The sequence below is a fragment of the Streptomyces niveiscabiei genome (assembly GCF_033794345.1).
Classification (GTDB): domain Bacteria; phylum Actinomycetota; class Actinomycetes; order Streptomycetales; family Streptomycetaceae; genus Streptomyces; species Streptomyces niveiscabiei.
Map to the genome: position 1 here is coordinate 1 of NZ_JARAYJ010000040.1, position 25,623 is coordinate 25,623.

The 25,623-nt window shown below is 71.9% G+C and carries 22 protein-coding genes; 10 read left to right on the forward strand and 12 right to left on the reverse strand.

The genetic code is table 11. The annotated features are described in order from the left end of the window. Positions 1–94: 94 nt before the first annotated feature. Complete coding sequence (locus PV682_RS36480; RefSeq protein WP_319736043.1) at positions 95–1,504, reverse strand: glutamate decarboxylase; 1,410 nt, start codon at positions 1,502–1,504, stop codon at positions 95–97. A 131-nt stretch (positions 1,505–1,635) separates the two neighbouring features. Here PV682_RS36480 and PV682_RS36485 point away from each other — a divergent pair, with 131 nt between their 5' ends. Continuing rightward, entirely contained in the window at positions 1,636–2,397 is a 762-nt protein-coding gene (locus tag PV682_RS36485; RefSeq protein WP_319736044.1) for a MerR family transcriptional regulator, read from the forward strand. 9 nt (positions 2,398–2,406) lie between these two features. Here the strand turns inward: PV682_RS36485 and PV682_RS36490 are convergent, their stop codons facing one another. Next, positions 2,407–2,772, reverse strand: a complete 366-nt coding sequence (locus tag PV682_RS36490; protein ID WP_112473148.1) for a YbjQ family protein — start codon at positions 2,770–2,772, stop codon at positions 2,407–2,409. Positions 2,773–2,920: 148 nt separating this feature from the next. Here PV682_RS36490 and PV682_RS36495 point away from each other — a divergent pair, with 148 nt between their 5' ends. Continuing rightward, positions 2,921–3,823 (forward strand): DedA family protein, encoded by a 903-nt coding sequence (locus PV682_RS36495; protein ID WP_319736045.1) that lies wholly within the window; start codon positions 2,921–2,923, stop codon positions 3,821–3,823. 10 nt (positions 3,824–3,833) lie between these two features. Here the strand turns inward: PV682_RS36495 and PV682_RS36500 are convergent, their stop codons facing one another. Both PV682_RS36500 and PV682_RS36505 read right to left on the reverse strand, forming a co-directional pair. Continuing rightward, entirely contained in the window at positions 3,834–5,489 is a 1,656-nt protein-coding gene (locus tag PV682_RS36500; protein ID WP_319736046.1) for a threonine/serine exporter family protein, read from the reverse strand. A gap of 118 nt (positions 5,490–5,607) precedes the next feature. Then, positions 5,608–6,099, reverse strand: a complete 492-nt coding sequence (locus tag PV682_RS36505; protein WP_109363348.1) for an inorganic diphosphatase — start codon at positions 6,097–6,099, stop codon at positions 5,608–5,610. Positions 6,100–7,552: 1,453 nt separating this feature from the next. Between PV682_RS36505 and dacB the strand changes: the two genes are divergently transcribed. The 6 genes from dacB to folE all read left to right on the forward strand — a co-directional run bounded on the left by dacB (position 7,553) and on the right by folE (position 15,151). After that, entirely contained in the window at positions 7,553–9,130 is a 1,578-nt protein-coding gene (dacB, locus tag PV682_RS36510) for a D-alanyl-D-alanine carboxypeptidase/D-alanyl-D-alanine endopeptidase (protein ID WP_319736088.1), read from the forward strand. Positions 9,131–9,238: 108 nt separating this feature from the next. Beyond that, entirely contained in the window at positions 9,239–10,366 is a 1,128-nt protein-coding gene (locus tag PV682_RS36515) for a zinc-dependent metalloprotease (RefSeq protein WP_079056863.1), read from the forward strand. Positions 10,367–10,530: 164 nt separating this feature from the next. Next, positions 10,531–11,541: a tRNA lysidine(34) synthetase TilS gene (gene tilS / locus PV682_RS36520; RefSeq protein ID WP_319736047.1), complete on the forward strand. Its 1,011-nt coding sequence runs from the start codon at positions 10,531–10,533 to the stop codon at positions 11,539–11,541. 51 nt (positions 11,542–11,592) lie between these two features. Beyond that, a complete protein-coding gene (gene hpt / locus PV682_RS36525) occupies positions 11,593–12,153 on the forward strand; it encodes a hypoxanthine phosphoribosyltransferase (protein WP_055724789.1) in 561 nt (186 codons plus the stop codon). Between the two features lie 219 nt (positions 12,154–12,372). Next, positions 12,373–14,409 carry an ATP-dependent zinc metalloprotease FtsH gene (gene ftsH, locus PV682_RS36530; protein WP_319736089.1) on the forward strand — a complete coding sequence of 679 codons (2,037 nt, stop codon included), beginning with the start codon at positions 12,373–12,375 and terminating at the stop codon, positions 14,407–14,409. A 136-nt stretch (positions 14,410–14,545) separates the two neighbouring features. Beyond that, positions 14,546–15,151, forward strand: coding sequence for a GTP cyclohydrolase I FolE (gene folE / locus PV682_RS36535; protein WP_319736048.1), 606 nt, complete (start codon positions 14,546–14,548; stop codon positions 15,149–15,151). Between the two features lie 19 nt (positions 15,152–15,170). On the opposite strand, the gene PV682_RS36540 is transcribed toward folE, so the two are convergent. The 6 genes from PV682_RS36540 to PV682_RS36565 form a co-directional block, all read right to left on the reverse strand. Then, positions 15,171–15,662 carry a DUF3180 domain-containing protein gene (locus PV682_RS36540; RefSeq protein WP_319736049.1) on the reverse strand — a complete coding sequence of 164 codons (492 nt, stop codon included), beginning with the start codon at positions 15,660–15,662 and terminating at the stop codon, positions 15,171–15,173. Between the two features lie 72 nt (positions 15,663–15,734). Next, positions 15,735–16,331: a 2-amino-4-hydroxy-6-hydroxymethyldihydropteridine diphosphokinase gene (gene folK / locus PV682_RS36545; RefSeq protein ID WP_319736050.1), complete on the reverse strand. Its 597-nt coding sequence runs from the start codon at positions 16,329–16,331 to the stop codon at positions 15,735–15,737. Next, a complete protein-coding gene (gene folB, locus PV682_RS36550; protein WP_010351447.1) occupies positions 16,328–16,687 on the reverse strand; it encodes a dihydroneopterin aldolase in 360 nt (119 codons plus the stop codon). The genes folK and folB overlap by 4 nt, the downstream gene beginning before the upstream one ends. 281 nt (positions 16,688–16,968) lie before the next feature. Beyond that, a complete protein-coding gene (locus PV682_RS36555) occupies positions 16,969–17,478 on the reverse strand; it encodes a nuclear transport factor 2 family protein (RefSeq protein ID WP_055724794.1) in 510 nt (169 codons plus the stop codon). Beyond that, positions 17,475–18,425: a dihydropteroate synthase gene (gene folP, locus PV682_RS36560; protein WP_319736051.1), complete on the reverse strand. Its 951-nt coding sequence runs from the start codon at positions 18,423–18,425 to the stop codon at positions 17,475–17,477. The genes PV682_RS36555 and folP overlap by 4 nt, the downstream gene beginning before the upstream one ends. A 166-nt stretch (positions 18,426–18,591) precedes the next feature. After that, a complete protein-coding gene (locus tag PV682_RS36565) occupies positions 18,592–20,400 on the reverse strand; it encodes a phosphatidylglycerol lysyltransferase domain-containing protein (RefSeq protein ID WP_319736052.1) in 1,809 nt (602 codons plus the stop codon). Positions 20,401–20,637: 237 nt separating this feature from the next. Here PV682_RS36565 and PV682_RS36570 point away from each other — a divergent pair, with 237 nt between their 5' ends. Together PV682_RS36570 and PV682_RS36575 are read left to right on the forward strand one after the other, a co-directional pair. Further along, positions 20,638–21,750: an alpha/beta hydrolase gene (locus PV682_RS36570; RefSeq protein WP_319736053.1), complete on the forward strand. Its 1,113-nt coding sequence runs from the start codon at positions 20,638–20,640 to the stop codon at positions 21,748–21,750. Between the two features lie 209 nt (positions 21,751–21,959). Further along, complete coding sequence (locus PV682_RS36575; RefSeq protein WP_319736054.1) at positions 21,960–23,654, forward strand: hypothetical protein; 1,695 nt, start codon at positions 21,960–21,962, stop codon at positions 23,652–23,654. A gap of 95 nt (positions 23,655–23,749) precedes the next feature. On the opposite strand, the gene PV682_RS36580 is transcribed toward PV682_RS36575, so the two are convergent. Further along, positions 23,750–25,096 carry a PH domain-containing protein gene (locus PV682_RS36580; RefSeq protein ID WP_407705802.1) on the reverse strand — a complete coding sequence of 449 codons (1,347 nt, stop codon included), beginning with the start codon at positions 25,094–25,096 and terminating at the stop codon, positions 23,750–23,752. Then, positions 25,093–25,596 (reverse strand): PH domain-containing protein, encoded by a 504-nt coding sequence (locus PV682_RS36585; protein ID WP_112483971.1) that lies wholly within the window; start codon positions 25,594–25,596, stop codon positions 25,093–25,095. Before PV682_RS36585 ends, PV682_RS36580 begins: the two co-directional genes overlap by 4 nt. Positions 25,597–25,623: the final 27 nt, after the last annotated feature.

Below are 25,623 nucleotides of genomic sequence, written 5' to 3' on the forward strand. Positions count from 1 at the left end.
AGCACCAGCTCGGCCTTCGGCCGTCCCGTCCTCGCCATCCGGCCATCATGCCGAACCAGCACTGACTTACGCAGCGAATTCCCGACTCAGGACACTAGTGATGGAACCCGGTCGCCGCCCCCCGATCCCGCGTCAGCGGATGCGGCTGCCGCCGAAGCTCCGGCACCAGCCGGCTCAAGTCCTCGAAGAACAACTCCGCGAGGTCCTGGGAGAACCCGTTCCGGCAGACGACCCGCAGCACCGACAAGTCCTCCCGGTTGGCCGGGAACGTGTACGCCGGCACCAGCCACCCCTTCTCCCGAAGCCGCCGGGACACGTCGAAGACGTCGTACGCGTCCACCCCCTCACCCGTCGTGAACGCGAACACCGGCAGTTCGTCCCCGCGCGTGAGGAGCCGGAAGTCGCCCAGGGACTCGATCTTCCCGGCGAGCCCCTGGGCGACGTCCCGCGTGGACTGCTGAACCGCCCGGTACCCGTCCCGCCCGAGCCGCAGGAACGAGTAGTACTGGGCGACGACCTGCGCGCCGGGCCGGGAGAAGTTCAGCGCGAACGTCGGCATGTCGCCCCCGAGGTAGTTCACCCGGAACACCAGCTCCTCCGGCAGCGCCTCCTTGTCCCGCCACACCGCCCACCCCACCCCGGGATACACCAGCCCGTACTTGTGCCCGGACGTGTTGATGGACGCCACCCGGGGCAGCCGGAAGTCCCACACCAACTCCTTGTCGAGGAACGGCGCGACCATCCCGCCCGACGCCCCGTCGACATGCACCGGCACGTCGATCCCGGTCCTCTCCTGAAGGACGTCCAGCGCCGCGCACAACTCCGCGATCGGCTCGTAGGACCCGTCGAACGTGGACCCCAGAATCCCCACGACCCCGATCGTGTTCTCGTCGCACAACTCCGCGCCGGCCTGCGGATCGAGATGGAACCGGTCCCCCTCCATGGGCACCTGCCGGGCCTCCACCTCCCAGAAATTGCAGAACTTCTCCCAGCAGACCTGGACGTTCACCCCCATGACGAGGTTGGGCCGCGCGGAACCGGGATACCGGTCACGGTTCCGCGCGGCCCACCGCCGCTTCAACGCCATCCCCGCGAGCATGCACGCCTCACTGGACCCGGTCGTCGAACACCCCACCGCCGCCGAGGGATCCGGCGCGTTCCACAGATCCGCCAGCATCGCCACACACCGCCGCTCCAGCTCGGCGGTCCGCGGATACTCGTCCTTGTCGATCATGTTCTTGTCACGGCACTCGGCCATCAGCACACCGGCCTGAGGCTCCATCCACGTCGTCACGAACGTGGCGAGATTCAGCCGCGAGTTCCCGTCGAGCATCAACTCGTCGTGCACCAGCTGATACGCCGTCGACGGCGCCATCGGCCCCTCCGCGAGCCGGTGCTTGGGCGGCGCCTCGCTCATCCCGCCCACCGGGTCGGCCTCCCCGAAGAACGGGTTCACCGACAACGCCCGCTCCTCGTGCTTCCTCGGCCCCTCGTGCAACGCCATGCCCGCCTCCCACCAGCTCGTCTGCTCTGTGAACGTTCGCCACGATTGCCCGGTTCCCGGAAACAGACTTGCACCTCACGCGACGTGAGGCCCCACAGTGAAACGCGACCGAGAACGGACAGGAGCCCGACGTGACGTACTCCGTAGGACAGGTGGCCGAGTTCGCGGGCATCACCGTCCGCACCCTCCACCACTACGACGCGATCGGCCTCCTCCCCCCGACCGACCGCACCCCGACAGGCCACCGCCGCTACACGGAATCCGACCTCGACCGCCTCCAGCGCCTCCTGTTCTACCGAGAACTCGGCTTCCCGCTGGAGGAGATCGCACAGCTCCTCGACGACCCCGAAACCGACCCCGCGCAGCACCTGCGCCGCCAGCGAGACCTCCTCGCCGCCCGCATCGACCGGCTCCAAAAAATGGCCACCGCAGTCCAACAAGCCCTGGAGGCACGGACCATGGGAATCAACCTCACCCCCGAAGAACGCTTCGAGGTCTTCGGCGACAAGGACCCCGACCGGTACGCCGACGAGGCCGCCGAACGCTGGGGAGGCACCGACACGTACGCGGAGAGCATGCGCCGCACCGCCACCTACACCAAGGCCGACTGGCAGCGCCTGAAGGCCGAGACGGACGCCTGGGAGTCCCGCTACACGGCCCTGGTCGCGGCCGGCACACCCCCGCACAGCGACGAGGCGGTGTCCCTCGCGGAGGAACACCGCCGGCACATCGGCCACTGGTACTTCGACTGCCCGTACGAGCTGCACACGTGCTTCGGTGACATGTACGTCTCGGACGAACGCTTCAAGGCGTACTACGACGGCATGGGGGAGGGCCTGGCGGAGCACCTGCGGGCCGCGATCAGGGAGAACGCGAACCGGCACGCGTCCTAGCCCCGCCCGCTACTCCCGCGCCAGCACCACCGCCGTCCCGTACGCGCACACCTCCGTCCCCACGTCCGCCGCCTCCGTCACGTCGAAACGGAACGCCAGTACCGCGTTCGCCCCGCGCGCGCGTGCCTGTTCGATCAGGCGTTGCATCGCCTCGTTGCGGGTCTCGACGAGCGTTTTCGTCAGCCCCTTCAGCTCGCCGCCGATCAGCGACTTCAGGCCCGCCCCGATCTGGCTGCCGAGATGCCGGGAGCGGACCGTGAGGCCGAACACCTCCCCGATCACCTGATCCACCCGATACCCGGGCACATCGTTCGTGGTCACGACCAGTACGTCCGGCTGGGGCCCCTGCCCGCCGCCGTAGTCCTCGATACTCATGTCCACAGCTTTGCCCCAGCGCGCGCACAGTGCATCCTGGGTACCCGCCTGGAACCTGGCCCGGTGCGGCTGCGTTGATACGTTTGGGAGCGCAGTCCCACGCCCGCCCCCGCCAGCTTCGTACCCTCACAGCAGGAGCCACATCCCCGTGATCACGCTCGCTCTCGGCCCCGAGTGGCTCAGTCCGGACTATCTGATCGAGACGTTCGCCCTGCCGGGCATTCTGCTGATCGTCTTCGCGGAGTCGGGCCTGTTCGCCTTCCTCCCGGGCGACTCCCTGCTGTTCACGGCGGGCCTGTTCGTGGCCCAGGGGAAGTACATCGACCAGCCCCTGTGGCTGGTCTGCACGCTGATCGTGGCCGCCGCGATCATCGGTGACCAGGTCGGCTACATGATCGGCAAGTTCCTGGGCCCGAAACTCTTCAACCGCCCCAACTCCAAGCTCTTCAAGAAGGAGAACCTGGACAAGGCGCACGAGTTCATGGAGAAGTACGGCCCGAAGGCGATCGTCCTGGCCCGCTTCGTGCCGATCGTCCGCACGTTCGCGCCGATCGTCGCCGGCGCCGGCCGGATGAAGTACCGCACGTTCCTGTCGTACAACATCATCGGCGGCATCGCCTGGGGCACGGGCGTCACGCTGGCCGGCTACTGGCTGGGCCAGATCGAGTTCATCCGTACGAACGTCGAGTCGATCCTGATCCTGATCGTCCTCCTGTCGGTCGTCCCGATCATCATCGAGTTCCTGCGCGAGCGCTCGAAGAAGAAGCGCGAGGCGGACCGGCAGCCCGCCCCGCAGCCCCAGTTCCAGGCCCCCCAGCAGCACATGGACGACGCGACGACCCAACTGCGCCGCATCCCGCAGCCCGACGCCCAGCAGCAGCCGTACAACAACGGCAACGGCCAGTACTACGGCGGCCAGCAGCAGCCCCCGCAGCAACAGCAGTACGGCGGCGGCTACTACGACAACAACCAGCAGCAGTACCCGTACGGCCAGCAGCCCCAGCAGCCGCACCAGCAGGGCTACTCCCAGAACGGCTACCCGCAGAACTGACCGGGACCGGTCAGAACCCGCGCGTGCGCTTCGCGGACTTCCGCTTCTCCACGGACACCCGCAGGAACAGCCGCGAGATCTCCGACCCCAGGTTGACCCCGATGGCGATCGCCATCGCCAGCGCCGCCGCCTTCGACAACCCCACAAGCCCCCGGTCCACGTCGTGCTGCGCGATCGACAGCAGCCCGAAGTAGGTCGCGGAACCGGGCAGCAGGGGCCCGATGGCGGCGGTCGTGTACGGCAGGGCCGACGTGAACCGGTAGCGCGCCAGCAACTGCCCGAACAGCCCCACCAGCCCGGCGGCGGCGGCCGTGGAGACGACCGCCGACACCTCACCGGCGTGATGCATCGCCCCGTACACGCACCACGCCACACCCCCGTTGAGCGTCGCCGCGAGCACCGTCGACCGCTCCTGCTGCAACAGCACCGCGAAGGTCAGCGACAGCATCATCGCCGCGCCGATCTGCCACCCGGGCCGGTCGGCGGTGACGAGCGCGGCGTCCGGGTTGAGGCGCGCCCCGAGGTTGACGCCGATGTAGAGCACGGTGAGCACGCCGACGACGATGCCGACGAAGAAGTACAGGACCTCCAGCAGGCGCGCGGCGGCGGTGATGTAGAAGCCGGTGAGCCCGTCCTGCACACCGGCCACCAGCGCGCGCCCGGGGAGCAGCGCGAACAGCCCACCGGTGATGACGGCGGACGCGGCGACGTCCACGCGCGCGAGCGTGAGAGCCACACCGATCGCCGCGGGCGGCAGCGCGGCGGCGACGAACTGGTAGAACTCCGGCAGCCCCCGCCCGGCCAGCAGCCACGCGAGCCGGTCCCCGAGGACGGCGCCGAGCGCGGCGGCCACGAACACGAGCGCGTCACCCCCGACGAGCACGGACGCCGCCCCGGCCAGCAGCCCGCTCGCGGACGTCAGCACCCACGTCGGGTACGGGTGCCGGTTGCGGCGTATCTCCGCGAGGCGCCTGTACGCCTCCTCAAGGCTCAGATGGGCCTCGGGGTCACTCAGGTCCCCGACGAGCCGGAAAACGGCTGCCAGGCGCGTGTAGTCCGTCCCTCGGCGCCGTACGATCCGCGTCGCGGTCACCGGATCCTCGACGAGCGAGGGCTGGTAGGAGATCGAGACGAGCGTGAACGTGACGTTCGGCTCACAGCGGTCCAGCCCGTACGACCGGCAGACCGCGAACATCGCCGCCTCGACGTCCTCCGCGCCCTCCCCGCCGGCCAGCAGCAGCTCCCCGATACGCAGCGTGAGGTCCAGCACGCGCGGGACGGCGGGGCCGCCGTCGTCCGTGTGCTTCGGCGGCGACTCCGGCGCGGGCCGCTCGGTCACCGGCATCCGCAGCATCGTGCGCATCCGGTCCTGCCAGGGCGCGTCCTTCGTGAGGCTGATGACGGGGATCCCGGCGGGCGGGGTGAACGCGGGCGGCGCGTCCTGCGCGCTGTAGGCACTCGGCGTGCTGAACGCCGAGCCCTCCGGCTCACCGGGCGGCTTCGGGGTGTCCAGACCCTCCGGGACGGCGAACTCCGAGGTCGTCTCCGACTCGCCCGCTCTGGGAGCGTCGAGCCCTACCGGGAGCGCGAACTCGGAGGTGATCTCCGGGTCGTACGCACTGCGCGCCTCGTCCGACCGCGGCTTGCGGTCCACCGGCTCCGACACTGAGAAACGCTCCCTGGAACGACACCTTCCGTCTCGGCCCTCAGTATGCGCACAGACAGCCGAAAGGGCCGCACGCGTACGCACGCGCGCGGCCCTTCAACACGGGTCCCGGGGATGCTCAGTGGCCGCCCTGGTCCTGGAAGCGCTTGTACGACCGCTCGATCTCCGCCTCGGCCTCCGTACGGCCGACCCAGTCGGCGCCCTCGACGGACTTGCCGGGCTCCAGGTCCTTGTAGACCTCGAAGAAGTGCTGGATCTCCAGGCGGTCGAACTCCGACACGTGGTGGATGTCACGCAGGTGCTCCACGCGCGGGTCGGTCGCCGGGACGCACAGCAGCTTGTCGTCGCCGCCGGCCTCGTCCGTCATCCGGAACATGCCGATCGCGCGGCACTTGATGAGACAGCCCGGGAACGTCGGCTCGTCCAGGATGACGAGGGCGTCCAGCGGGTCGCCGTCCTCGCCGAGCGTGTTCTCGACGAATCCGTAGTCGGTCGGGTACGCGGTCGAGGTGAAGAGTCGACGGTCCAGGCGGATCCGACCGGTCTCGTGGTCCACCTCGTACTTGTTGCGCGAACCCTTCGGGATCTCGATCGTGACGTCGAACTCCACCGGTGGCTCCTCCATGATCAGCACAGACTTCGGGTGGTTAAGTGTCCCTCACGCCGATGTGTGATCGCGAAAGGGGCTGGTGGCCATGCCGGAGCCGAGACCGGGACAGGCCGCGAGCCCCCACTCCGACGAGGCGGAAAAGAGGCTACGCGCCCCGCTGACCGAGGCTGACGGGGCGGGGGGTCCGGCGGGGACGGGTGTGGCGGATTCGGCTTCCGACGAGGCGGATGGGGCGGCGCGCTCCCGCGTGACCGAGGCCGAAGGCGCGGAGGGCGACGCGGTGGGTCCGTCCGCCGCCGAGGGGCACGGAGCGGCGGGTTCCCCGCCGGCTGAGGAGGGTGACGGAGTGGGTACGCCTGACGGCAAACCGGCTGGCCCGGAGCGCGCGCCGCAGACTGACGCCGAGGACGCGGGCTCGCCTGCGGCGGAGGAGGGCGGCGCTGTGGGGGTGCCTGGCGGAGAGTCGGGTGGGGTGGAGCGCCCCGCGCGCGCGGGGGCGGGGTCCCTGGCGGACGCGGCGACCGAGGCGGGCGAGGCGGCGCGGGCTCCGGAGGCATCGGTAGCCGACGAGACAGATGGGCTTGAGCGTTCCTCGGGGGTTGTGGTGGGTGGTGCGGAGGGTTCGTCTGCTGGTGGAGGGGGCAGGGCGGAGGGTTCTTCGCAGGCTGAGGCGGGGGGTTCTTCGTCGGCCGAGGCGGACGGGCCGGTGGATTCGCCGCCGGTCGAGGCGGAGGGCACGGTCGGTGCCCCGTCGGGGGAGGCGGACGAGGCGTCGGGTTCGTCACCTGGCGAGGCGGCTGAGGCGGCGCGCCCGGTGTCGGTCGAGATCGGCGAGGAGGTGAGATCTCTCCTGGCGGAGATGGACGAGGCGCTGGGGCTGCCTCCGTCCGAGGCGCGTGAGCGGGTGGGTTCGGGTTCGGCCTTCGGTGAGGGGGACGAGGGGGAGCCCCCTTCGCCGGTTGAGACGGACAGCGCGGCGGGGACGGCCGACGGTGAGGCTGTGGGGGCGGCGGGAGCGTCTCCGGGTGGTCCGGGGGCGGCTGTCGGCGAGGAGGGCGGGGTGGAGAACTCCCCGTCGGCTGAGGTGGGCGAGCCGGCGGGGACGCCGTCGGCTGAGGCGCGTGGGGTGGCGGGGTCGGCTGCCGGGTCGGGGGGAGCGTTTCTGGGTGGTCCGGGGGCGGCTGTCGGCGAGGAGGGCGGGGTGGAGAACTCTCCGTCGGCTGAGGTGGGCGAGCCGGCGGGGACGCCGTCGGCCGGGGTGGCGGGGTCGGCTGCCGGTGCGGCGAGGGCGTCTCGGGGGGAGGCGGGTGAGTCGTCGGCGGGTTCGGCTGGCGGTGAGGCGGATGGCGTGGAGCGTGCCGGAGTCGACGGGGCGGCGCGTTCTCCGGTGGTTGCGGCTGCCGCTGCGGTGCGTTCCCCGGTCGACAAGGCCGTCGGGGCCGTGCGGCCTTCGTTGGGCAGGGCTGTTGCGGCTGTGCGGCCTTCGTTGGGCAGGGCTGTTGCGGCTGTGCGGCCGGGGCTCGGCAAGGCCCGCCGTGCGGTGGCGCCGGTTGTGCCGTACGTCGTGGGACTCGGCGGGGCCGTTCGGCCGCAGGCCGGCGATGTGCCGGCGCGGCGGACGCTGCGGTACGGGGCCGGGGCTGCCGGGGTCGGGCTGGTGCTGGCCGTGGGGGCGGCGACCCTTGCGGGGCCCTGGGACTCCAGCGGGCAGCGGACGGCCGAGCGGGAGCGGGCCGCCGCGATCGACGGCGCGGGGCACGGGCGGGGCTCCTCCGGGACGGCGGGGCAGGTGCCGAAACCCGCTCCGAGCGCCCTCTCCGTCCTCACGGGCCTCGGGAGCGCCACGGGGACCGTCAAGGCCCCCGCGCCCGCCACAGGGGCCCTCACGGCCGTTCTCGGCCCCCTCCTGGCCGACCCGGCGCTCGTCCGGCACGCCGCGGCGGTCGTCGACGTGTCCACCGGCAAGCTGCTGTACGGCTCCGGCGCGACCACGCCGCTCACCCCCGCGTCCACCACGAAGATCGCCACGGCCGTCGCCGCGCTCTCCGCGATGGGCCCCGACCACCGCCTCGTCACCCGCGCGGCCCTCGAACCCGACACACGGGAACTCGTCCTCGTCGGCGGTGGCGACCCGACGCTCACCGCACGCGCGGACGCGCAGGGCTGGGCCAGCCTGCGCACGCTCGCGAAGTCGACGGCGGCGGCCCTCAAGAAGCGCGGCCTGACGGACGTCACCCTGTCCTACGACACGACCCTGTACGCGGGCCCCGACCGCCACCCGATCGGCAAGAACCCCAACCTCGCGCGCGTGGTCGCCCTGACGGCCGACGAGGGCCGCCCGGACGACTCGACGAGCGGCGCCGTGGAACGCGTACCGGACCCGGCACAGGACGCGACGGCGAAGTTCGCGGGCTTCCTGGAGGCCGAGGGCATCCGGACGAAGGCCCCGGGCCCCTCGAAAGCGACGTCCCGCGCGCAGACGCTGGCGACGGTCAGCTCGCCGCCCCTGTCGGCCCTGGTCGAACGCATGCTTACGAACAGCGACAACGACATCGCCGAGGCACTGGCCCGCCAGACGGCCCTGGCGACCGGCGTCCGACCGGACTTCGCGGGCGCGGGCGCGGCGATCACGGCCCGGCTGACGAAACTGGGCCTCCCTGTGGCCGGAGTTTCGATCAGGGACGGAAGCGGCCTGGACAGGAACGATCGCCTGACGCCCGCCCTCCTGACCGCCCTCCTGACGACGTCGGCCGACCCGGCCCACCCGAACCTCCGCCCCGTCCTGACGGGCCTCCCCGTCGCGGGCTTCACGGGAACCCTGAGCACCCGCTACTCGAACGGGGCAGCAGGCGTCGTCCGCGCCAAGACAGGCACCCTGACAGGCGTCAACGCGCTGGCGGGCACCGTCGTCGACCGGGAGGGCCGCCAACTGGCCTTCGCGTTCCTCGCCTCGGACACGACGGACGCGGACGCGGCCCAGGCGGCCCTGGACAGAACGGCGTCGGCACTGGCGGACTGCGGCTGCGCCTAGCACCTCACCGGCCCCCACCGGCCCCCGCGTACCCCGCCACCGCCCCGGCCCGCACCCGACCCCTCCACGCCCTGCCCGTTGTCGGACCGCTCACGTACGGTTGACGGCATGACGAGCATCGGTGCTTCTTCCGGGATGGTCGACTGGAATCTCGCGGTGGCGACCGCGACGCGCCTCGTGCGGCCGGGCCCAGAGGTCAGCCGGGACGAAGCGCGGAAGATCGTCGCGGAACTGCGGCGGTACGCGAAGGCGTCGGAGGGCCACGTCCGGGGATTCACCCGGATGGGGACGGAGGACACGCACGACACCCCCGTACTGGTGGTGGACCGCCCCGGGTGGGTGAAGGCGAACGTCGCGGGGTTCCGCGAGGTGCTGCGCCCCCTGCTCGACAAGATGCAGGAGCGCAGGGGCAGTTCGCCGGGCGGCGCGGTCCTGGGCGCGGTCGGCGGCAAGGTGACCGGCGTGGAACTGGGCATGCTGCTGTCGTTCCTGTCGTCGCGGGTGCTGGGCCAGTACGAGACGTTCGCGCCGGCCACGAGGGACCTCCCGGCGGGCTCGAACGGCGGCGGCAGGCTCCTGCTGGTCGCCCCGAACATCGTCCACGTGGAACGCGAACTCGACGTGGACCCGCACGACTTCAGGCTCTGGGTGTGCCTGCACGAGGAGACGCACCGTACGCAGTTCTCGGCGGTCCCGTGGCTGAGGGACCACCTGGAGGGCGAGATCCAGTCGTTCCTGGGCGAGACGGACGTCGACCCGTCGACGTTCCTGGAGCGCATCCGGGAGGCGGCGCAGTCGCTCGCGGGGGGCCGCCCGGAGGGCGAGGAAGACGACGGCGGGCGCTCGCTGGTGGAGCTGGTGCAGTCGCCCGCGCAGCGGGAGATCCTGGCCCGGCTGACGGCGGTGATGTCGCTGCTCGAAGGGCACGCCGACTTCGTGATGGACGGCGTGGGCCCGGAGGTCGTCCCGACCGTCGCGGAGATCCGCGAGAAGTTCCAGCAGCGCAGGGCGAAGGGCGCCTCCCGGCTGGACGTCGCGCTGCGCAGGCTGCTCGGCCTGGACGCGAAGATGAAGCAGTACCGCGACGGCGAGCGCTTCGTGCGCGCGGTGGTCGACCAGGTCGGCATGGACGGCTTCAACCGCGTGTGGACGTCCCCGAACACGCTCCCCACGAAGGCGGAGATCGCGAAACCGGCGGACTGGGTCGCGCGCGTGCACAGGAAGGCCGATATGTGAGCGGACGGCAGGGAAACGCCGTAGCAATCACCCGTCCGAGGGACCGTGAGCCACCGGAAGGCGTGCAATGCTCGGGGAACGGCCCGGCTCTGTCACCATCTACACACTCTGAGTGACATAGCTCGGGTGCACCCCCCCGAAAAACTTCATGAAGGGAACCGGACATGGGTCCCCATCCTGCGGTCGCGGCGATACGCCTGGCGGTCCGCCGCGTCCTCCACGACATCCTCACCGAGCACGACCACCCCGCGCCCCCCTCCTCCCCACCGCTCGTCCTGGTGGCCTGCTCCGGCGGCGCCGACTCCATGGCGCTCGCCTCGGCGCTCTCCTTCGAAGCCCCCCGCCTCGGCCTGCGCGCGGGCGGCGTCACCGTCGACCACGGCCTCCAGACCGGCTCCGCCGAACGCGCGCGCGAGGTCGTCCAGCGACTGCGCGAACTCGGCCTGGACCCCGTCGAGTCGGCCGCCGTCACGGTCGGCCGCGAGGGCGGCCCGGAAGCCGCCGCCCGCGACGCCCGCTACGCCGCCCTGGACGACGCCGCCGTACGCCACGGCGCCACGGCCGTCCTCCTCGGGCACACCCGCGACGACCAGGCCGAGACCGTCCTGCTGGGCCTCGCGCGCGGCTCCGGGATCCGCTCCCTGTCCGGCATGGCCGCGGTCTCGGGGGCCGGCGGCCGTTACCGGCGCCCCTTCCTCCAGGTCGACCGGCAGACCGCCCGCAAGGCGTGCATGGTCCAGTCGCTGCCCGTCTGGGACGACCCGCACAACGCCGACCCCGCCTACACGCGCTCGCGCCTGCGCCACGAGGGCCTGCCCGCCCTGGAGAAGGCCCTCGGCAAGGGCGTCGTCGAGGCGCTCGCCCGCACCGCCCAGCTCTCCCGGGACGACGCCGACGCCCTCGACACCTGGGCGCGCCAGGCCGAGGCGTCCGTACGGGACGCGGCGGGCCTCCTGGAGTGCGCCAAGCTCTACGCCCTGCCGCCCGCCGTACGCCGCCGCATCCTGCGGACCGCGGCCATCGAGGCGGGCGCCCCGGCCGGTTCCCTCTTCGCCCGGCACATCGAGGAGATCGACCGGCTGATCACCGGCTGGCGCGGCCAGAAGGCCATCAACCTGCCGGGCCGGGTCGTCGCCCAGCGGCAGGGTGGCAGACTGGTCATCCGGCAGAGCTGATCCCCGCCCCTCCTCCAGGGGTGGTGGCCGGTGGGACGAGCGACGAAAGTGATGCGGGTGGACGCGAAAGACATGGGTGCCGACCTCCAACAGGTGCTCATCAGCAAGGAAGAGATCGACGCCAAGCTCGTCGAGCTGGCCGCGAAGATCGACGCGGAGTACGCGGGCAAGGACCTGCTCATCGTCGGCGTCCTCAAGGGCGCGGTGATGGTCATGGCCGACCTCGCGCGCGCGCTGTCCACCCCCGTCACGATGGACTGGATGGCGGTGTCCTCGTACGGCGCGGGCACCCAGTCCTCCGGCGTCGTGCGGATCCTCAAGGACCTCGACACCGACATCAAGGGCCGGCACGTCCTCATCGTCGAGGACATCATCGACTCCGGCCTGACCCTGTCGTGGCTGCTGTCCAACCTCGGCTCGCGCGAGCCCGAGTCGCTGAAGGTGTGCACGCTGCTGCGCAAGCCCGACGCGGCCAAGGTCGCCATCGACGTCGAGTGGGTCGGCTTCGACATCCCGAACGAGTTCGTCGTCGGATACGGCCTGGACTACGCGGAGAAGTACCGCAACCTGCCGTTCGTCGGTACGCTCGCGCCCCACGTCTACGGCGGCTGAGAGACGGCTGGGAGGCGGCTGGGAAGCCGGCCGGGAAACCCGTACGGCGGGAATACGGCGCGGTCGGGAACCCCGGCGGGATTCGCGCCGTTGGAGCATGCAGACGGCACTGCCGGGTCCTGAGTGCGGCTGTGGCCGCCCAGGCTGGGGTACCGTCGGAAGAACTGTCTTATCAAACTCACTATGGCAGGAGGGACGGGGCGGCACCGCTCCGTGTGGATGGACGTGAAGCGATACTTCCGTGGGCCGGTCATGTGGATCGTGCTGGCCGTCCTTGCCGTGGTCGTGTTGATGCAGGTCGTCGGCTCGTCCGGCGGCTACAAGACGGTGGACACCGGCCAGGTCGTCCAGGCGATCAACGACAACAAGGTCGAGTCGGCCAAGATCACCACCGGTGACGAGCAGACCATCAAGGTCACGCTCAAGTCCGGTGAGAAGATCAAGGGCAGCTCGAAGATCCAGGCGAGCTACATCGGCGACCAGGGCGTGACCATCGCCGGCACGCTACAGAGCAAATACCAGGACAAGCAGATCCCCGACGGGTACACCGTCTCGCCGACCAAACAGAACGCGTTCGTCGGCATCCTGCTCTCCCTGCTCCCCTTCGTCCTCATCGTCGTCGTCTTCCTGTTCCTGATGAATCAGATGCAGGGCGGCGGCTCCCGGGTGATGAACTTCGGCAAGTCGAAGGCCAAGCTCATCACCAAGGACACCCCGAAGACGACGTTCGCGGACGTCGCGGGATGCGACGAGGCGGTCGAGGAACTGCACGAGATCAAGGAGTTCCTCCAGGAGCCGGCCAAGTTCCAGGCCGTCGGCGCCAAGATCCCCAAGGGCGTGCTCCTCTACGGCCGTCCCGGCACCGGCAAGACGCTCCTCGCGCGCGCCGTCGCCGGCGAGGCGGGCGTCCCCTTCTACTCGATCTCGGGTTCCGACTTCGTCGAGATGTTCGTCGGCGTCGGTGCCTCCCGGGTCCGTGACCTCTTCGAACAGGCCAAGGCGAACGCCCCGGCGATCGTCTTCGTCGACGAGATCGACGCGGTCGGCCGCCACCGCGGCGCCGGCCTCGGCGGCGGTCACGACGAGCGCGAGCAGACGCTCAACCAGCTGCTCGTCGAGATGGACGGCTTCGACGTCAAGGGCGGCGTGATCCTCATCGCCGCGACGAACCGGCCCGACATCCTCGACCCGGCGCTGCTGCGCCCGGGCCGCTTCGACCGGCAGATCGCGGTCGACCCGCCGGACCTCCAGGGCCGTCTGGAGATCCTCAAGGTCCACCAGAAGGGCAAGCCGGTCGCACCGGACGTCGACCTCGCGGCGGTCGCCCGCCGCACCCCGGGCTTCACCGGCGCGGACCTGAGCAACGTCCTCAACGAGGCCGCCCTGCTCACCGCGCGCAGCGACAAGAAGCTCATCGACAACGGCATGCTCGACGAGGCGATCGACCGTGTGGTCGCGGGCCCGCAGAAGCGGACCCGGATCATGTCGGACAAGGAGAAGAAGATCACCGCCTACCACGAGGGCGGACACGCCCTGGTCGCGGCGGCCTCCCCGAACTCCGACCCCGTCCACAAGATCACCATCCTGTCCCGCGGGCGCGCCCTCGGCTACACGATGGTCCTCCCGGACGAGGACAAGTACTCGACCACCCGCAACGAGATGCTCGACCAGCTCGCCTACATGCTGGGCGGTCGCGCGGCCGAGGAACTGGTCTTCCACGACCCGACCACGGGCGCCGCGAACGACATCGAGAAGGCCACGGCCACGGCCCGCGCGATGGTCACCCAGTACGGCATGACCGAGCGGCTCGGCGCCATCAAGTTCGGCGGCGACAACACCGAGCCCTTCCTCGGCCGTGAGATGTCCCACCAGCGCGACTACTCGGAAGAGGTCGCCGCCCTGGTGGACGAAGAGGTCAAGAAGCTCATCGAGAACGCGCACAACGAAGCCTGGGAAATCCTGGTGGAGAACCGCGACGTCCTCGACAACCTCGTCCTCGCGCTGCTGGAGAAGGAGACGCTCGGCAAGGAGGAGATCGCCGAGATCTTCTCCGCGATCCACAAGCGGCCCGCGCGGCCCGCGTGGACCGGCTCCTCCCGCCGTACCCCGTCGACCCGTCCGCCGGTGCTCTCCCCCAAGGAGCTGGCCCTGACGAACGGCGCGAACGGCTCCTCGGCCGCGGCGATCACCGCCAAGGCGTCGGTCGCCGAACCCGCCCCGGCGGTCGAGGCACCCGAGGACCGCACGGACGGCTGACACCGGGCCCGAAATGGATGCCGCACCCCCCAGGACCTAGCCTGGGGGGTGCGGCGTTTTCCAGCCGCAGGGCCCGAGGCCCGCAGCTCAGGCGCGTGACCCATACGCGCGACCCGCACAGGAACGAGGCAGCCACATGACCGACCCCGTGACGCTGGACGGCGAGGGCACCATCGGCGAGTTCGACGAGAAGCGCGCCGAGAACGCCGTGCGCGAACTCCTCATCGCGGTCGGCGAGGACCCCGACCGCGAGGGCCTGAGGGAGACACCGGGGCGGGTGGCGCGGGCGTACCGGGAGATATTCGCGGGGCTGTGGCAGAAGCCGGAGGACGTGCTGACCACGACGTTCGACCTCGGGCACGACGAGATGGTGCTCGTGAAGGACATCGAAGTGATGTCCAGCTGTGAGCACCATCTGGTCCCGTTCGTCGGTGTCGCGCACGTCGGGTACATCCCGTCCGCCGACGGGAAGATCACCGGGCTGTCGAAGCTCGCCCGGCTCGTCGACGTCTTCGCGCGCCGGCCGCAGGTGCAGGAGCGGCTCACCACGCAGATCGCCGACTCGCTGATGCAGATCCTGGAGCCGCGCGGGGTGATCGTCGTCGTCGAGTGCGAGCACATGTGCATGACGATGCGGGGGGTGCGCAAGCCGGGGGCGAAGACCATCACGTCCGCCGTGCGCGGCCAGCTGCGGGACCCCGCTACGCGCAACGAGGCGATGAGCCTGATCATGGCCCGCTGAGCGGGCCTCTCGGGGCGCTTCAGGCCGCCGACGGCTGGCCGTTGCCGTTGGTGTGGTCGTCGTCCTCCGGGAGGCGGCAGACGCGTTCCAGGAAGATCGCGGCGACTATGACGGCGATCCCCGCGAGGACCGAGAAGCCGGCGTAGATGGCCTGGTCGCGGCGGGCCGGGATGTCGAGGGACTCCAGGAGGAAGACGCCCACGCCGCCGTAGACGCCGGCGACGAGGGCGGCGACCAGGGCGCTCGCCTGGCCGAAGACGACCGCGCGGGCCGCCATCAGGGGGTCGACGCCCTTCGCGCCGGGGCGACGCTCGCGCTGGGCCCTCAGGCGGGCGCGCAGGGAGAGCGCGGTGGCCAGCAGGACGGCCGCGATCAGGGCCAGCACGATGGGGGCGGCCAGCGGGACGCTGGGGAGGGTCCCGAGCGAGTTCCAGAGGCGGGCGCCCGCCCAGGACAGGATCGCGGCGACGGCGAACACGCCGGCCAGCACCCTGATGCGCAGCTCTCTCACGGTGTCCCTTCGGCTCCCCCGGGGGTCCGCGGGAGCCTCCCGCGGACGCAGTGTCGTCACCGACCTTAACGACTACGCGGGCAGGTGGAGTTCCAGGTCCGCCCGGGGGACGACACCTTCCCGGCCGACCTCGCCGAGCAGCTCGGCGACCGCGCCGCGGCCCGGCAGCTTGGCGTCCGGATCGACGTCGTACCAGGGGGCCAGCACGAACGCCCGCTCGTGCGCGCGCGGGTGCGGGAGGGTGAGTTTCGGGTCGTCGTCGACGACCTCCGCGTACGTCACGATGTCGACGTCCAGCGTGCGCGCGCCCCAGTGCTCGGCGCGCACCCGGTCGAAGGCCTCCTCCACCGCGTGCGCCCGCTCCAGGAGGGACGACGGGGGGAGCGTCGTCTTCAGGACGACCACCGCGTTGAAGTACGACGGCTGGCTCGCCGGGTCGACGCCCCAGGGCTCCGTCTCGTACACCGGCGAGACGGCCTTGATCCGGACGCCCGGGGTGTCCTCCAGGGCGTCCACGGCGCCCTGGAGGGTCTCCAGGCGGTTGCCGAGGTTGGAGCCGAGGGACAGGACGGCCCACTGGGGGTTGTGCAGCGTCGTGTCGGCGGCGTCGACCTTCTCGACGACGGACGCGGGCACCGGCTGGACGGTCGGGTCGGCGGGCGGCCTCATGCGCGGCTCCGGGTGATCGTGACGGTCACGTCGTCGAACGGGACGGTGATCGGGGCGTCCGGCTTGTGGACGCGGACCTCGACCTCCTCGACCCCGTCGTGCTTCAGGCAGGTCTGCGCGATGCGCTCGGCGAGCGTCTCGATGAGGTTGACCGGCTCGCCCTCGACGACGGCCACGACCTCCTCGGCCACGATGCCGTAGTGCACGGTCTTCGCCAGGTCGTCGTCGGCCGCGGCCGGGCGGGTGTCCAGGCCCAGCACGAGGTCCACGACGAAGGTCTGGCCCTCCTCGCGTTCCTTGGGGAACACCCCGTGGTGCCCGCGGGCCTTCAGGCCGCTGAGCGCGACACGATCCACGCGAATCACTCCTGCAAGTCGTCGGTCGGCGGACGGCTGCCGCCCTGGTCGGGCGGCTCACCGGCCTCGGATTTCGAATCTACCCGCGAGCACTGACAGCGCCGGTCCGCGGGGGCCGCGGGGCCGGGCCGGGGCCTCGGGAGCGCTTCACCGACTCCCTTGACGGACCCGGCCGCTGACGGGTCGGTAGCCGCCCCTACCCACGGGTTCGTGATTCCAACCACTTCTTGCTCCCTGTGGGGGGCGTGCGGGGGCGGATCCCGGTCAGGGCCGGATCCCGGTCAGGGCGCCGGCTCGTCGTCCTCCTCGGCCGCGTCGTCGTTCTCCGCGAGCACCGGGGAGGCGTGGTGGGACCACAGCTTCCAGCCGTCCGGGGTGCGCCGGAACACGTTCGTCGCGACGACGACCTGCCCCACCAGCGGTCCCAGCTCCTCCCCGGCGGCCGGTGCGGGGCCGCCGGAGAGGATGTTCTCCGAGCAGGTCACCAGGGCGGTGTCCCCGGTCACCGACACGTGCACGTCCGTGAGGAAGAACTGGATGTAGTCCGTGTTCGCCATGATCAGCGCGTACGAGCGCAGCACCTCGCCGCGCCCGGTCAGCACCGGCCACCCCGGGTGCACGCACGACACCACCCCGGCGTCCGCCGGGTCGTGGTACTCCTCGTCGACCCCCAGGTCGGACGGGGTCAGCCAGAGCGCCGACACCCCTTCGAAGTCGCCGCGCTCCAGCGCCTCGTAGAACGCCGTGTTGGCGGCCTCGACCTGCTCGACGTCGGTGTGAGGCGCGCTCACCGGTCTCCTTCCGCGGACACGGGGGGTACGGCGGGTACGGCGGGTGTGCGGGGGTGCTGCGCGCGCGGGGCGCCGCTCTGCGGGGCGTGTCCGGTCCGGGCGCCCTCCACCGCGCGCGCGACGCGTACGGCGTCCGCGGTGGCCCGCACCTCGTGCACGCGCACCGCCCACGCGCCCGCCTGTGCGGCGAGCGCGGAGACCGCCGCAGTCGCCGCGTCGCGCTCGCGCGCGGGGGGCGGGGCGCCCTCGGGGCCGGCCAGGACGCGGCCCAGGAAACGCTTGCGGGAGGCGGCGACCAGCAGGGGGTGGCCGAGGGCGTGCAGCCGGTCCAGGTGGGCGAGGAGGGTCAGGTCGTGCTCGGCCTCCTTCGAGAAGCCGAGCCCGGGGTCGACGACGATCCGGTCCGGCGCGACGCCGCCCGCGAGAACGGCGTCCACCCGCGCGCGCAGTTCGTCCACGACTTCGGCCACGACGTCCTCGTACACGCCGTGGATCGTGGCGCCCTCCAGGAAGCCGCGCCAGTGCATGACGACGAAGGGGGCGTCCGAGGCGGCGAGGACCGGGATCATCGCGGGGTCGGCGAGGCCGCCGCTGACGTCGTTCACCAGGCGCGCGCCCGCGGCGAGGGCCTGCTCGGCGACCGACGCGCGCATGGTGTCCACGGAGACCACGACGCCCTCGGAGGCCAGCCCGCGCACCACCGGGACGACCCGGCGCAGTTCCTCGTCCTCGTCCACCCGGCGCGCGCCGGGGCGGGTCGACTCGCCGCCGACGTCGACCAGGTCCGCGCCCTCGGCGACCAGGTCCAGACCGTGCTTCACGCCGGCCGTCGTGTCGAACCAGCGACCGCCGTCGGAGAAGGAGTCCGGGGTGACGTTCACGACCCCCATCACCGCACACCGGTCCCATTCGGGGAGTCCGGTGACGCGCCCGCGTTGCTTGCTCATGCGTTCAGCGTAGGCCCCGGGGGGAGGCGGGAGTGCGGGTCGGGGTGGGGGTGCGGGGGCGGGGACGTCGGGACGGGACCGTACCGTCGTGACGCGCAACGGCGGCGTCGCGACGAAACCGTATCGTCGTGACGCCGCCGTTGCGTCGGCACCGTTGCGTCCTGTCCTACGCGGCGCGCACATCCCCTTCGGTCACGTGCGCGCAGGGGCGCGCGGGCGCGGGGGTACGGCGCAGGAAGCGGGGGAGGGGGATGGCCAGGTCGACGAAGCCCTCCGCCTGCATGGCGGCGAAGCCGATGCGGGGCAGGTCTCCGGAGTTGCGGTAGACGACGAAGCGGGGCTCCCAACGGGGCTGGAACTTCGCGTTGAACTTGTAGAGGGACTCGATCTGGAACCAGCGGGAGAGGAAGACGAGCAGCCCGCGCCAGGCGCGCAGGACGGGGCCGGCGCCGATCTTCTCCCCGCGCGCGAGCGCGGAGCGGAACATCGCGAAGTTGAGGGACACGCGCGTGATGCCGAACTTCGGGGCGGCCTGGAGGGCGGCGACGATGAGCAGCTCGTTCATGCCGGGGTCGGCGGAGCGGTCGCGGCGCATCAGGTCGAGCGAGGCACCGTCGTTGCCCCAGGGCACGAAGTGCAGGATCGCCTTCAGGTCGCCGTAGGCGTCGGTGACGTCGTCGGCCTTGTGCGCCGTGGCGATCAGGCAGTCGCCGTCGGCGGGGTCGCCGATGCGGCCCAGCGCCATCGAGAAGCCGCGCTCGGTGCTGGTGCCGCGCCAGTCGTCGGCGGCCCTGCGGATGCGCTCCAGCTCGGTGTCGCCGAGGTCACGGATGCGACGGACGCGGGTTTCGTACCCGGCGCGCTCGATGCGCTTGACCATCTGCCGGACGTTGCGCATCGCGCGGCCGGCCAGCGAGAAATCCGCGACGTCGACCACCGCCTCGTCGCCGAGCTCCAGCGCGTCCAGGCCCGTCTCGCGGGTCCAGACCTCGCCGCCGGTCTCGGAGCAGCCCATCACGGCCGGGGTCCAGGAGTGCGCCTTGGCCTCGTCCATGAACCGCTCGATCGCGCCCGGCCACGCCTCGACGTCCCCGATGGGGTCGCCGCTGGCGAGCATCACGCCGGAGACCACGCGGTAGGTGACGGCGGCCTTGCCGCTGGGCGAGAAGACGACGGCCTTGTCGCGGCGCAGCGCGAACTGGCCGAGGGAGTCGCGGCGGCCGTGCTTCTCCAGCAGCGCGCGCAGCTTCGTCTCGTCCTCCTCGGTGAGCTGCGCGGCCGGGTGCTCGGGGCGGAAGGCCAGGTAGATCGTGGTGAGCGCGGTCACCCAGCCCAGCGCGCCCAGGGAGAACGCGACCGTCCAGGAGGTGTTGCCCGCGTAGTCCACGGGCCCCTCGAAGCCGAACAGGCCGTACACCACGTGCGTCAGCCGGTCGGCCACGCTCGGGTCGCCGACCATCCGCTCCGAGTGGACGCTGACGATGACCATGCCGAGAGCGAGGGAGCCCGCGCCCATGAGGATGAAGTTGGCCAGTGCCCGCCAGCGGCTGCGCGGATCGGGCAGCGCGTCGAACTGGTCGCGGTAGACGATCAGCGCGACCAGCAGCGCGACCGAGATGATCACGCCCACGGGGGAGTGGCGGTACGTGAACTGCGCCGCCGCGCCCGCCGGGAGCAGGGCCACCGCCGCGCGCCACGCCCGCCGCTTGCCGCGCTTCAGGCCGTGCGCGAGCAGCAGCAGCAGGATGCCCGCGCTGAGCGAGAGAGCCGCCGCGAACGGGCCGAACGACCCGGGCAGCACTTCCGCGAGCGAGTGCATACGGCTGTGGCGGAACCGCGGGAACACTCCCGCCGCGACGTCCAGCAGTCCTACGACGGCACAGGCTCTGCCGACGAGAACCGGAACGGACTCGGGGCGCGGACCTCGCAGAACGCGCCGTACGCGACTTGATCGGATCGGAACCCCGCCCGACATTTCCCCATCTTCCCTGACAGACATCGCATCCCGTAGTTCCGCGAGTGACCTTGATCCCGGTGCCGTGATTGGCCGAACCGGCGACATTGCGCCCTCTAGGACGGTGTCTCGGGGAGAGAGGTTCACTCACATCCCCAAAGCGGCTCCAAAGGTCAGGGAAAGACCGGGACAAGCCCTCGCGAAGAAGTGCGGGCAGCGTGGGCGCCCGGCGAGGAAAGCGCAGGCAGGGAACGCCCTATGGGTCTTACGAGCAACAAGGTGCTGGTGCTGGCGATCGTGTGCGCCGCACTGCTGTTCATCGGTACGGTCTGGCTGTGGCCGCGGCTGGCGCGGCAGGGCGTCGCCCCGGTCGCCGGGCGCGTGGGGCTGCTGCTCGCCACCCAGGTGGCGCTCTTCGCGGCGGTGGGCCTCGCGGCCAACCAGGCGTTCGGCTTCTACGCCAGCTGGGCCGACCTCTTCGGCAAGGAGAACGGCCAGGGGGTGGTCGTCGACCACGCCTCCGGCGGCCCCGCGAGAGCCCTCAAGGTCCTCGACGAGCAGCGCGTGGAGGGGCCCGGCGGAAGCCCGCAGGCGCGCGGGCAGATACACAAGGTCTCGATAACCGGCCGGACGACGCACATCGCGTCACCCGCGTACGTGTACCTGCCGCCGGAGTACTTCCAGCCGCAGTACCGCACGCGCGCGTTCCCCGCGTCGATCGTCCTGACGGGGTACCCGGGCACGGCGCAGGCGCTCGTCGACAAGCTGGACTTCCCGCGCACCGCGCGGGACCTCGCCAAGGACGGGAAGATGCAGCCGATGATCCTCGTGATGCTGCGGCCCACCGTCGCGCCCCCGCGCGACACGGAGTGCGTCGACATCCCGCGCGGGCCCCAGACGGAGTCGTTCTTCGCGAAGGACCTGCCCGCCGCGATCGCCTCGCACTACCGGGTCGCCAAGAAGTGGGGGGTCATCGGGGACTCCACGGGCGGGTACTGCGCCCTGAAGCTCGCGATGCACCACCCCGGGGTGTTCGCCGCGGGCGCGGGCCTCTCGCCGTACTACAAGGCGCCCATCGACCCCACCACGGGCGATCTGTTCCAGGGCAACGGGACGCTGAAGAACGAGGCGGACCTGAAGTGGTTCATCAAGCACCGTCCCGCGCCGGACACCTCACTGCTCGTCACCAGCAGCAAAGAGGGCGAGTCGAACTACAAGGCGACCCTGAAGTTCATCGATCTGGTGAAGGCGACGAACCGTACGCGCATCTCGTCGATCATCCTCGACAGCGGAGGTCACAACTTCAACACATGGCGGCGGGAGATTCCGGCCACCCTTCAGTGGGTCAGCGAACGGTTGACGCAACCGTGAGTCCCGCGCGCGGGTGCGCGACAGGCGCACGCGGGACGGCTGTTCAGGCCCCCGCCGCGCACTCCGACCGGAAATGATCTTGGATTTCGCCCGTCCCTCCGCATGCTCTGGCCGGAATTCATTTCTCCTGCCGTGCGAAGGTTTCGGGATGGCTGTGTTTTTACGGGGCGGGGCGCCAACGCATCCCTACGCGCGGTAAGTTTCTGGCCATGCCACGTGGACGTCACCGCCATTCACCGCCTTTGCACAGGCTGCTGCCCCCGTCGGCGATCGCAGGCGTCTCCCTCGTCTGCGCGTTCGGGCCCTGGTTGTTCTCCGATACGGGCGTACTGCGCGTGATAGCCGCGTTCGCCGCCGCCGTCGCGATCGTCGGAGCGGCCGTCCTGCGGCGCTGGGACGCGCAGGCCGGCAAGACGGTCGCCGATCTCTCGCGCGCGCGGGTCAGCGACGAGTGGCGCTACGAGGAGCGGGTCGCCGAGCTGGAGACCGACCTGGAGGAGTCCCGCGAGCTGCGCGGCAAGCTGGAACAGCGCCTGCGCGCGAAGCGGGCCGAGCTGGCCGGGCTGCGCAACGAGCATGCCGCGCTGCTGCGGCGGTACGCGAACGCGGAGACCGAGCGGGCGAGCGCGCTGGAGGGGCGGCGGCGGTTGGAGCTGGAGGCCCTGACGCCGGGGGCTGCCGGGGCTGAGGGCGGGGCCGAGGGCGCTGGGACCGAGAGGGCCGGGGCGAAGGGCGCCGGGGCCGCCGAGGTGGTCGCAGCCAAGGGCGCCGGGGTCGCCGAGGCCGCCGGGGCCGAGCGGGCCGGGGTCAAGGGTGCCGGGACGGCTGAGGCTGCCGGGAACGACGGCTCCGGGGCCGCTGAGGGCGTTGAGAGCGCCGCCGTCGAGCCTTCGGCTCCGGGGTTGTTCTCGCCCGAGGGGTCGAAGCTGTTCCTGCGGGCCGCGGCGGCGCTGGGCCGGTTCGAGAGGCCCGGGGTGGTCGAGGCGGCCGAGGGGGGTTCCGCCAAGGACGGTTCCCTCAAGGGTGGTTCCCCCGAGGGGGGTTCGCCGGTGGGCGGTTCGTCCGTGAAGGGTGACGGGCCGTCGGGCGGTGGCTCTCCCAAGGGCGACGGCCCCGAGGGCGGCGAGCCCGTGGCGGAGGACGAGGGCGAGGGGAAGCCCGGGGCGGCCGACGCGCAGGGGCACGCGGTCGCCGGGTCCACGGGGAGCGAGGACCGGTACGAGGCGCTCCGCGACGGAGTGCCCGAGACGGACGGCGTCCCCGCGCGGGACGAGGACCGCCCGTCCGAGCGGGACGGCGCCTCCCAGGAGAGCACCTCTGCGGCACGGGACGAGGTCACCCGGGAACGTGACGTGCCCGCGCGCGGGACGACGGACAGCGCTGTGGAGCCCGCGCGCGAGGCCGGCACCGCCGCGGAGCCCGCACGGGGGACCGACACCGCCGTCGAGCCCGCGCGCGAGGCCGCCGCCGAGATCCCGCAGCAGCCCGCCCACGCCCTCGAACCCGCGCACACGACGGGCATCCCGCAGCAGCCGTCCACGTCCGGTGAGATCGTCCCCCGCCCGGCGGGCTCCGTGCAGCGTCAGGCCGGCCACTTCGCGGTCCCGACCGCCGTAGCCGTCGTCCCGGCCGCCCAGCCGGTCCGCCGCGCCGCGGTCGAGGGGGGCTTCGACTTCTTCGGCACGAAGCAGGACGCCGAGCCCGCGGCCCTGGAGGCGGTGCAGAACGAGGACCTCGCCGACGTGGTCGGCCAGGAAGCGCTGGCCCTGCACAAGGCCGAGTCGGAGGCGGAGTTCAAGCCCGCCGACGAGACGTCCCGAGCCGTGGGCCAGGTCGTCGACCTGACGCCGCACGACGAGACCGAACAGCTGGACCTCCAGGGCCTGCGCAGCGCGGCGTACTGACGCAACGTCGAGGTTCACCGGGGGCTGTACGACCGCAGACGAGCGGTCCGTACAGCCCCCGAGGCATTCCACCCCGCGGCAGCCGCTCCCCGCCCTTACGCCATCCACCGGTCCGGCGGCGCGTCGTGGCGGCCCGTCCGTGAGCGGGTCGACTGGTCGGCGAGGAGGGCGGCGGCCTCGTGGGCGTCCCTCAGGCGGGCGGAAACGGTCTTGTCGGCCCCGGTGTCCACATGGACACTGGCGAGCCGCCAGAGCCGCCCCCAGGGCCCTTGGGTGAGCCGCACGCTCTGGACCTTGGCGTGGGGGACGAGGGCGAGGTGGCGGCGGAGGAGGCCGTGGCGGGAGGCGAAGACCTGGTCGGTGACGGCGATGCCGTAGCCGCGCCACCACCCCGGCGCGACACGGCCGGCACGTTTCGGCGGGCGGGTCAGGACACCGGGGACGGTCACACCGGGAAGCACGCGCGCGATGACGGCCTCGGCGGCGGCCCGCGGAGCGACCGGCACGAGCAGCGAGTTCTCGGACCCGGCGACGTCCAGCTCGACCCGCACCCACCCGAGCCGCCGCCACAGCAGAGGCTCGACGACGCGCACGGTCTGCACGCGCCCGGGCGGCACCGTCTCGTGGGACCGGTCGAGCAGCCCGTGGTCGAGCCGCAGCCCGTCGGGAGACTCCCCGACGGTCCAGTCGTACTCGGTGACGAACCGCCCCACGGTCCCCGCCCCGGCGGCCCCCAGCATCGGCAGCCCGGCGACGAGGGCGGTCCACCAGTTCGTGGCCATCCACAGGAACGGCACCAGCACGGCCGCACCGAGCAGCGCGACCCACGTACCCCCCGACAGCAGGCGCGCGATCGCGAGGTCGCGCGGCGTCACCCGCAGCAGCTCGCGCGTGGGCGCCTCCCCGACCTCGTGCGCGGTCTCGGGCGCGAACCCGGCCGCGCGCGCGAGGAGTTCGGCCCGCAGCGCCCGCGCCTGACGCTCCCCCAGGAAGGCCAGCTCGTCCTTGTCGTCGGTCCCTATGACGTCGAGCCGCAGCTTCGCGACACCCGCCACGCGCGCGAGGAGCGGCTGGGAGATGTCGATCGCCTGCACCCGTTCCAGCCGGATGTGCGCGGTACGCCGGAACACCAGCCCCGTACGGATGCGCAGTTCGGTGTCGGTCACCGAGAAGTGCGTGAACCACCAGCTGAGGAACCCGTACAGCGCGGACGCGGGGACGACGACGGCGATGGCGATCAGCAGGGTCGTCGACGTCAGCCGGGTGAGCTGCTCCTGCGCCTGGCCGGGATCGTGGACCGCCCAGCCGGCGAGGACGGCGACCGGCGCCCACGCGCGCCGGAACGGCGTCACGGGATGCAGCCGGTGCTCGACGACCGGCGGCGCCTCGCCGGGCGGCTCGGCCTCCAGGCGTATGCCGTCCTGCGCGCCCGGCGTCGTCACAGCCCCGCCGATCGGGCCTCGCCCAGCTCGGTGAGCCGGTCGCGCAGCCGTTCCGCCTCGGCCGGGTCGAGTCCCGGGATGGTCGCGTCGGTCGCGGCGGCGGCCGTGTGCAACTGGACGCTGGAGAGCCCGAAGTACCGCTCGACGGGCCCGGAGGTGACCTCCACGAGCTGCATCCGCCCGTACGGCACGACGGTCTCCTCGCGCCACAGCACACCCCGGCTGATCAGCAGGTCGTCGGCGCGCTCGGCGTACCGCCAGGACCGCCAGTTGCGGCCGAGCAGCACCCACCCCCAGACGGTGAGGGCCACCGGCGCAACCGCGCACAGCGCCCACGCGGGGGCGACGAAAAGCCACAGGCACACCCCCAGGGCGATCGAGGCACCCCCCAGCCACACCACCAGCAACAGCCGCCGCATCCGCAGCAGTCCCGGCGGAAGGCCGGTCCACACCGGCTCCGCCCCCACGCTCTCGGCGCCCCGCGCGCTCCCCGTCTCCATGCCGCCAGCGTACGTAGGGGAGACTGG

Excerpts from the sequence above, each read along its gene's own strand:
- PV682_RS36480 (WP_319736043.1), bottom strand. The coding sequence starts at position 1,504 with ATGGCGTTGCACGAGGGGCCGAGGAAGCACGAGGAGCGGGCGTTGTCG.
- PV682_RS36490 (WP_112473148.1), bottom strand. The coding sequence starts at position 2,772 with ATGAGTATCGAGGACTACGGCGGCGGGCAGGGGCCCCAGCCGGACGTA.
- PV682_RS36515 (WP_079056863.1), top strand. The coding sequence starts at position 9,239 with ATGACGAGCATCGGTGCTTCTTCCGGGATGGTCGACTGGAATCTCGCG.
- tilS (WP_319736047.1), top strand. The coding sequence starts at position 10,531 with ATGGGTCCCCATCCTGCGGTCGCGGCGATACGCCTGGCGGTCCGCCGC.
- hpt (WP_055724789.1), top strand. The coding sequence starts at position 11,593 with ATGCGGGTGGACGCGAAAGACATGGGTGCCGACCTCCAACAGGTGCTC.
- ftsH (WP_319736089.1), top strand. The coding sequence starts at position 12,373 with ATGGACGTGAAGCGATACTTCCGTGGGCCGGTCATGTGGATCGTGCTG.
- folE (WP_319736048.1), top strand. The coding sequence starts at position 14,546 with ATGACCGACCCCGTGACGCTGGACGGCGAGGGCACCATCGGCGAGTTC.
- folK (WP_319736050.1), bottom strand. The coding sequence starts at position 16,331 with ATGAGGCCGCCCGCCGACCCGACCGTCCAGCCGGTGCCCGCGTCCGTC.
- folP (WP_319736051.1), bottom strand. The coding sequence starts at position 18,425 with ATGAGCAAGCAACGCGGGCGCGTCACCGGACTCCCCGAATGGGACCGG.
- PV682_RS36565 (WP_319736052.1), bottom strand. The coding sequence starts at position 20,400 with ATGTCGGGCGGGGTTCCGATCCGATCAAGTCGCGTACGGCGCGTTCTG.
- PV682_RS36570 (WP_319736053.1), top strand. The coding sequence starts at position 20,638 with ATGGGTCTTACGAGCAACAAGGTGCTGGTGCTGGCGATCGTGTGCGCC.
- PV682_RS36575 (WP_319736054.1), top strand. The coding sequence starts at position 21,960 with ATGCCACGTGGACGTCACCGCCATTCACCGCCTTTGCACAGGCTGCTG.
- PV682_RS36585 (WP_112483971.1), bottom strand. The coding sequence starts at position 25,596 with ATGGAGACGGGGAGCGCGCGGGGCGCCGAGAGCGTGGGGGCGGAGCCG.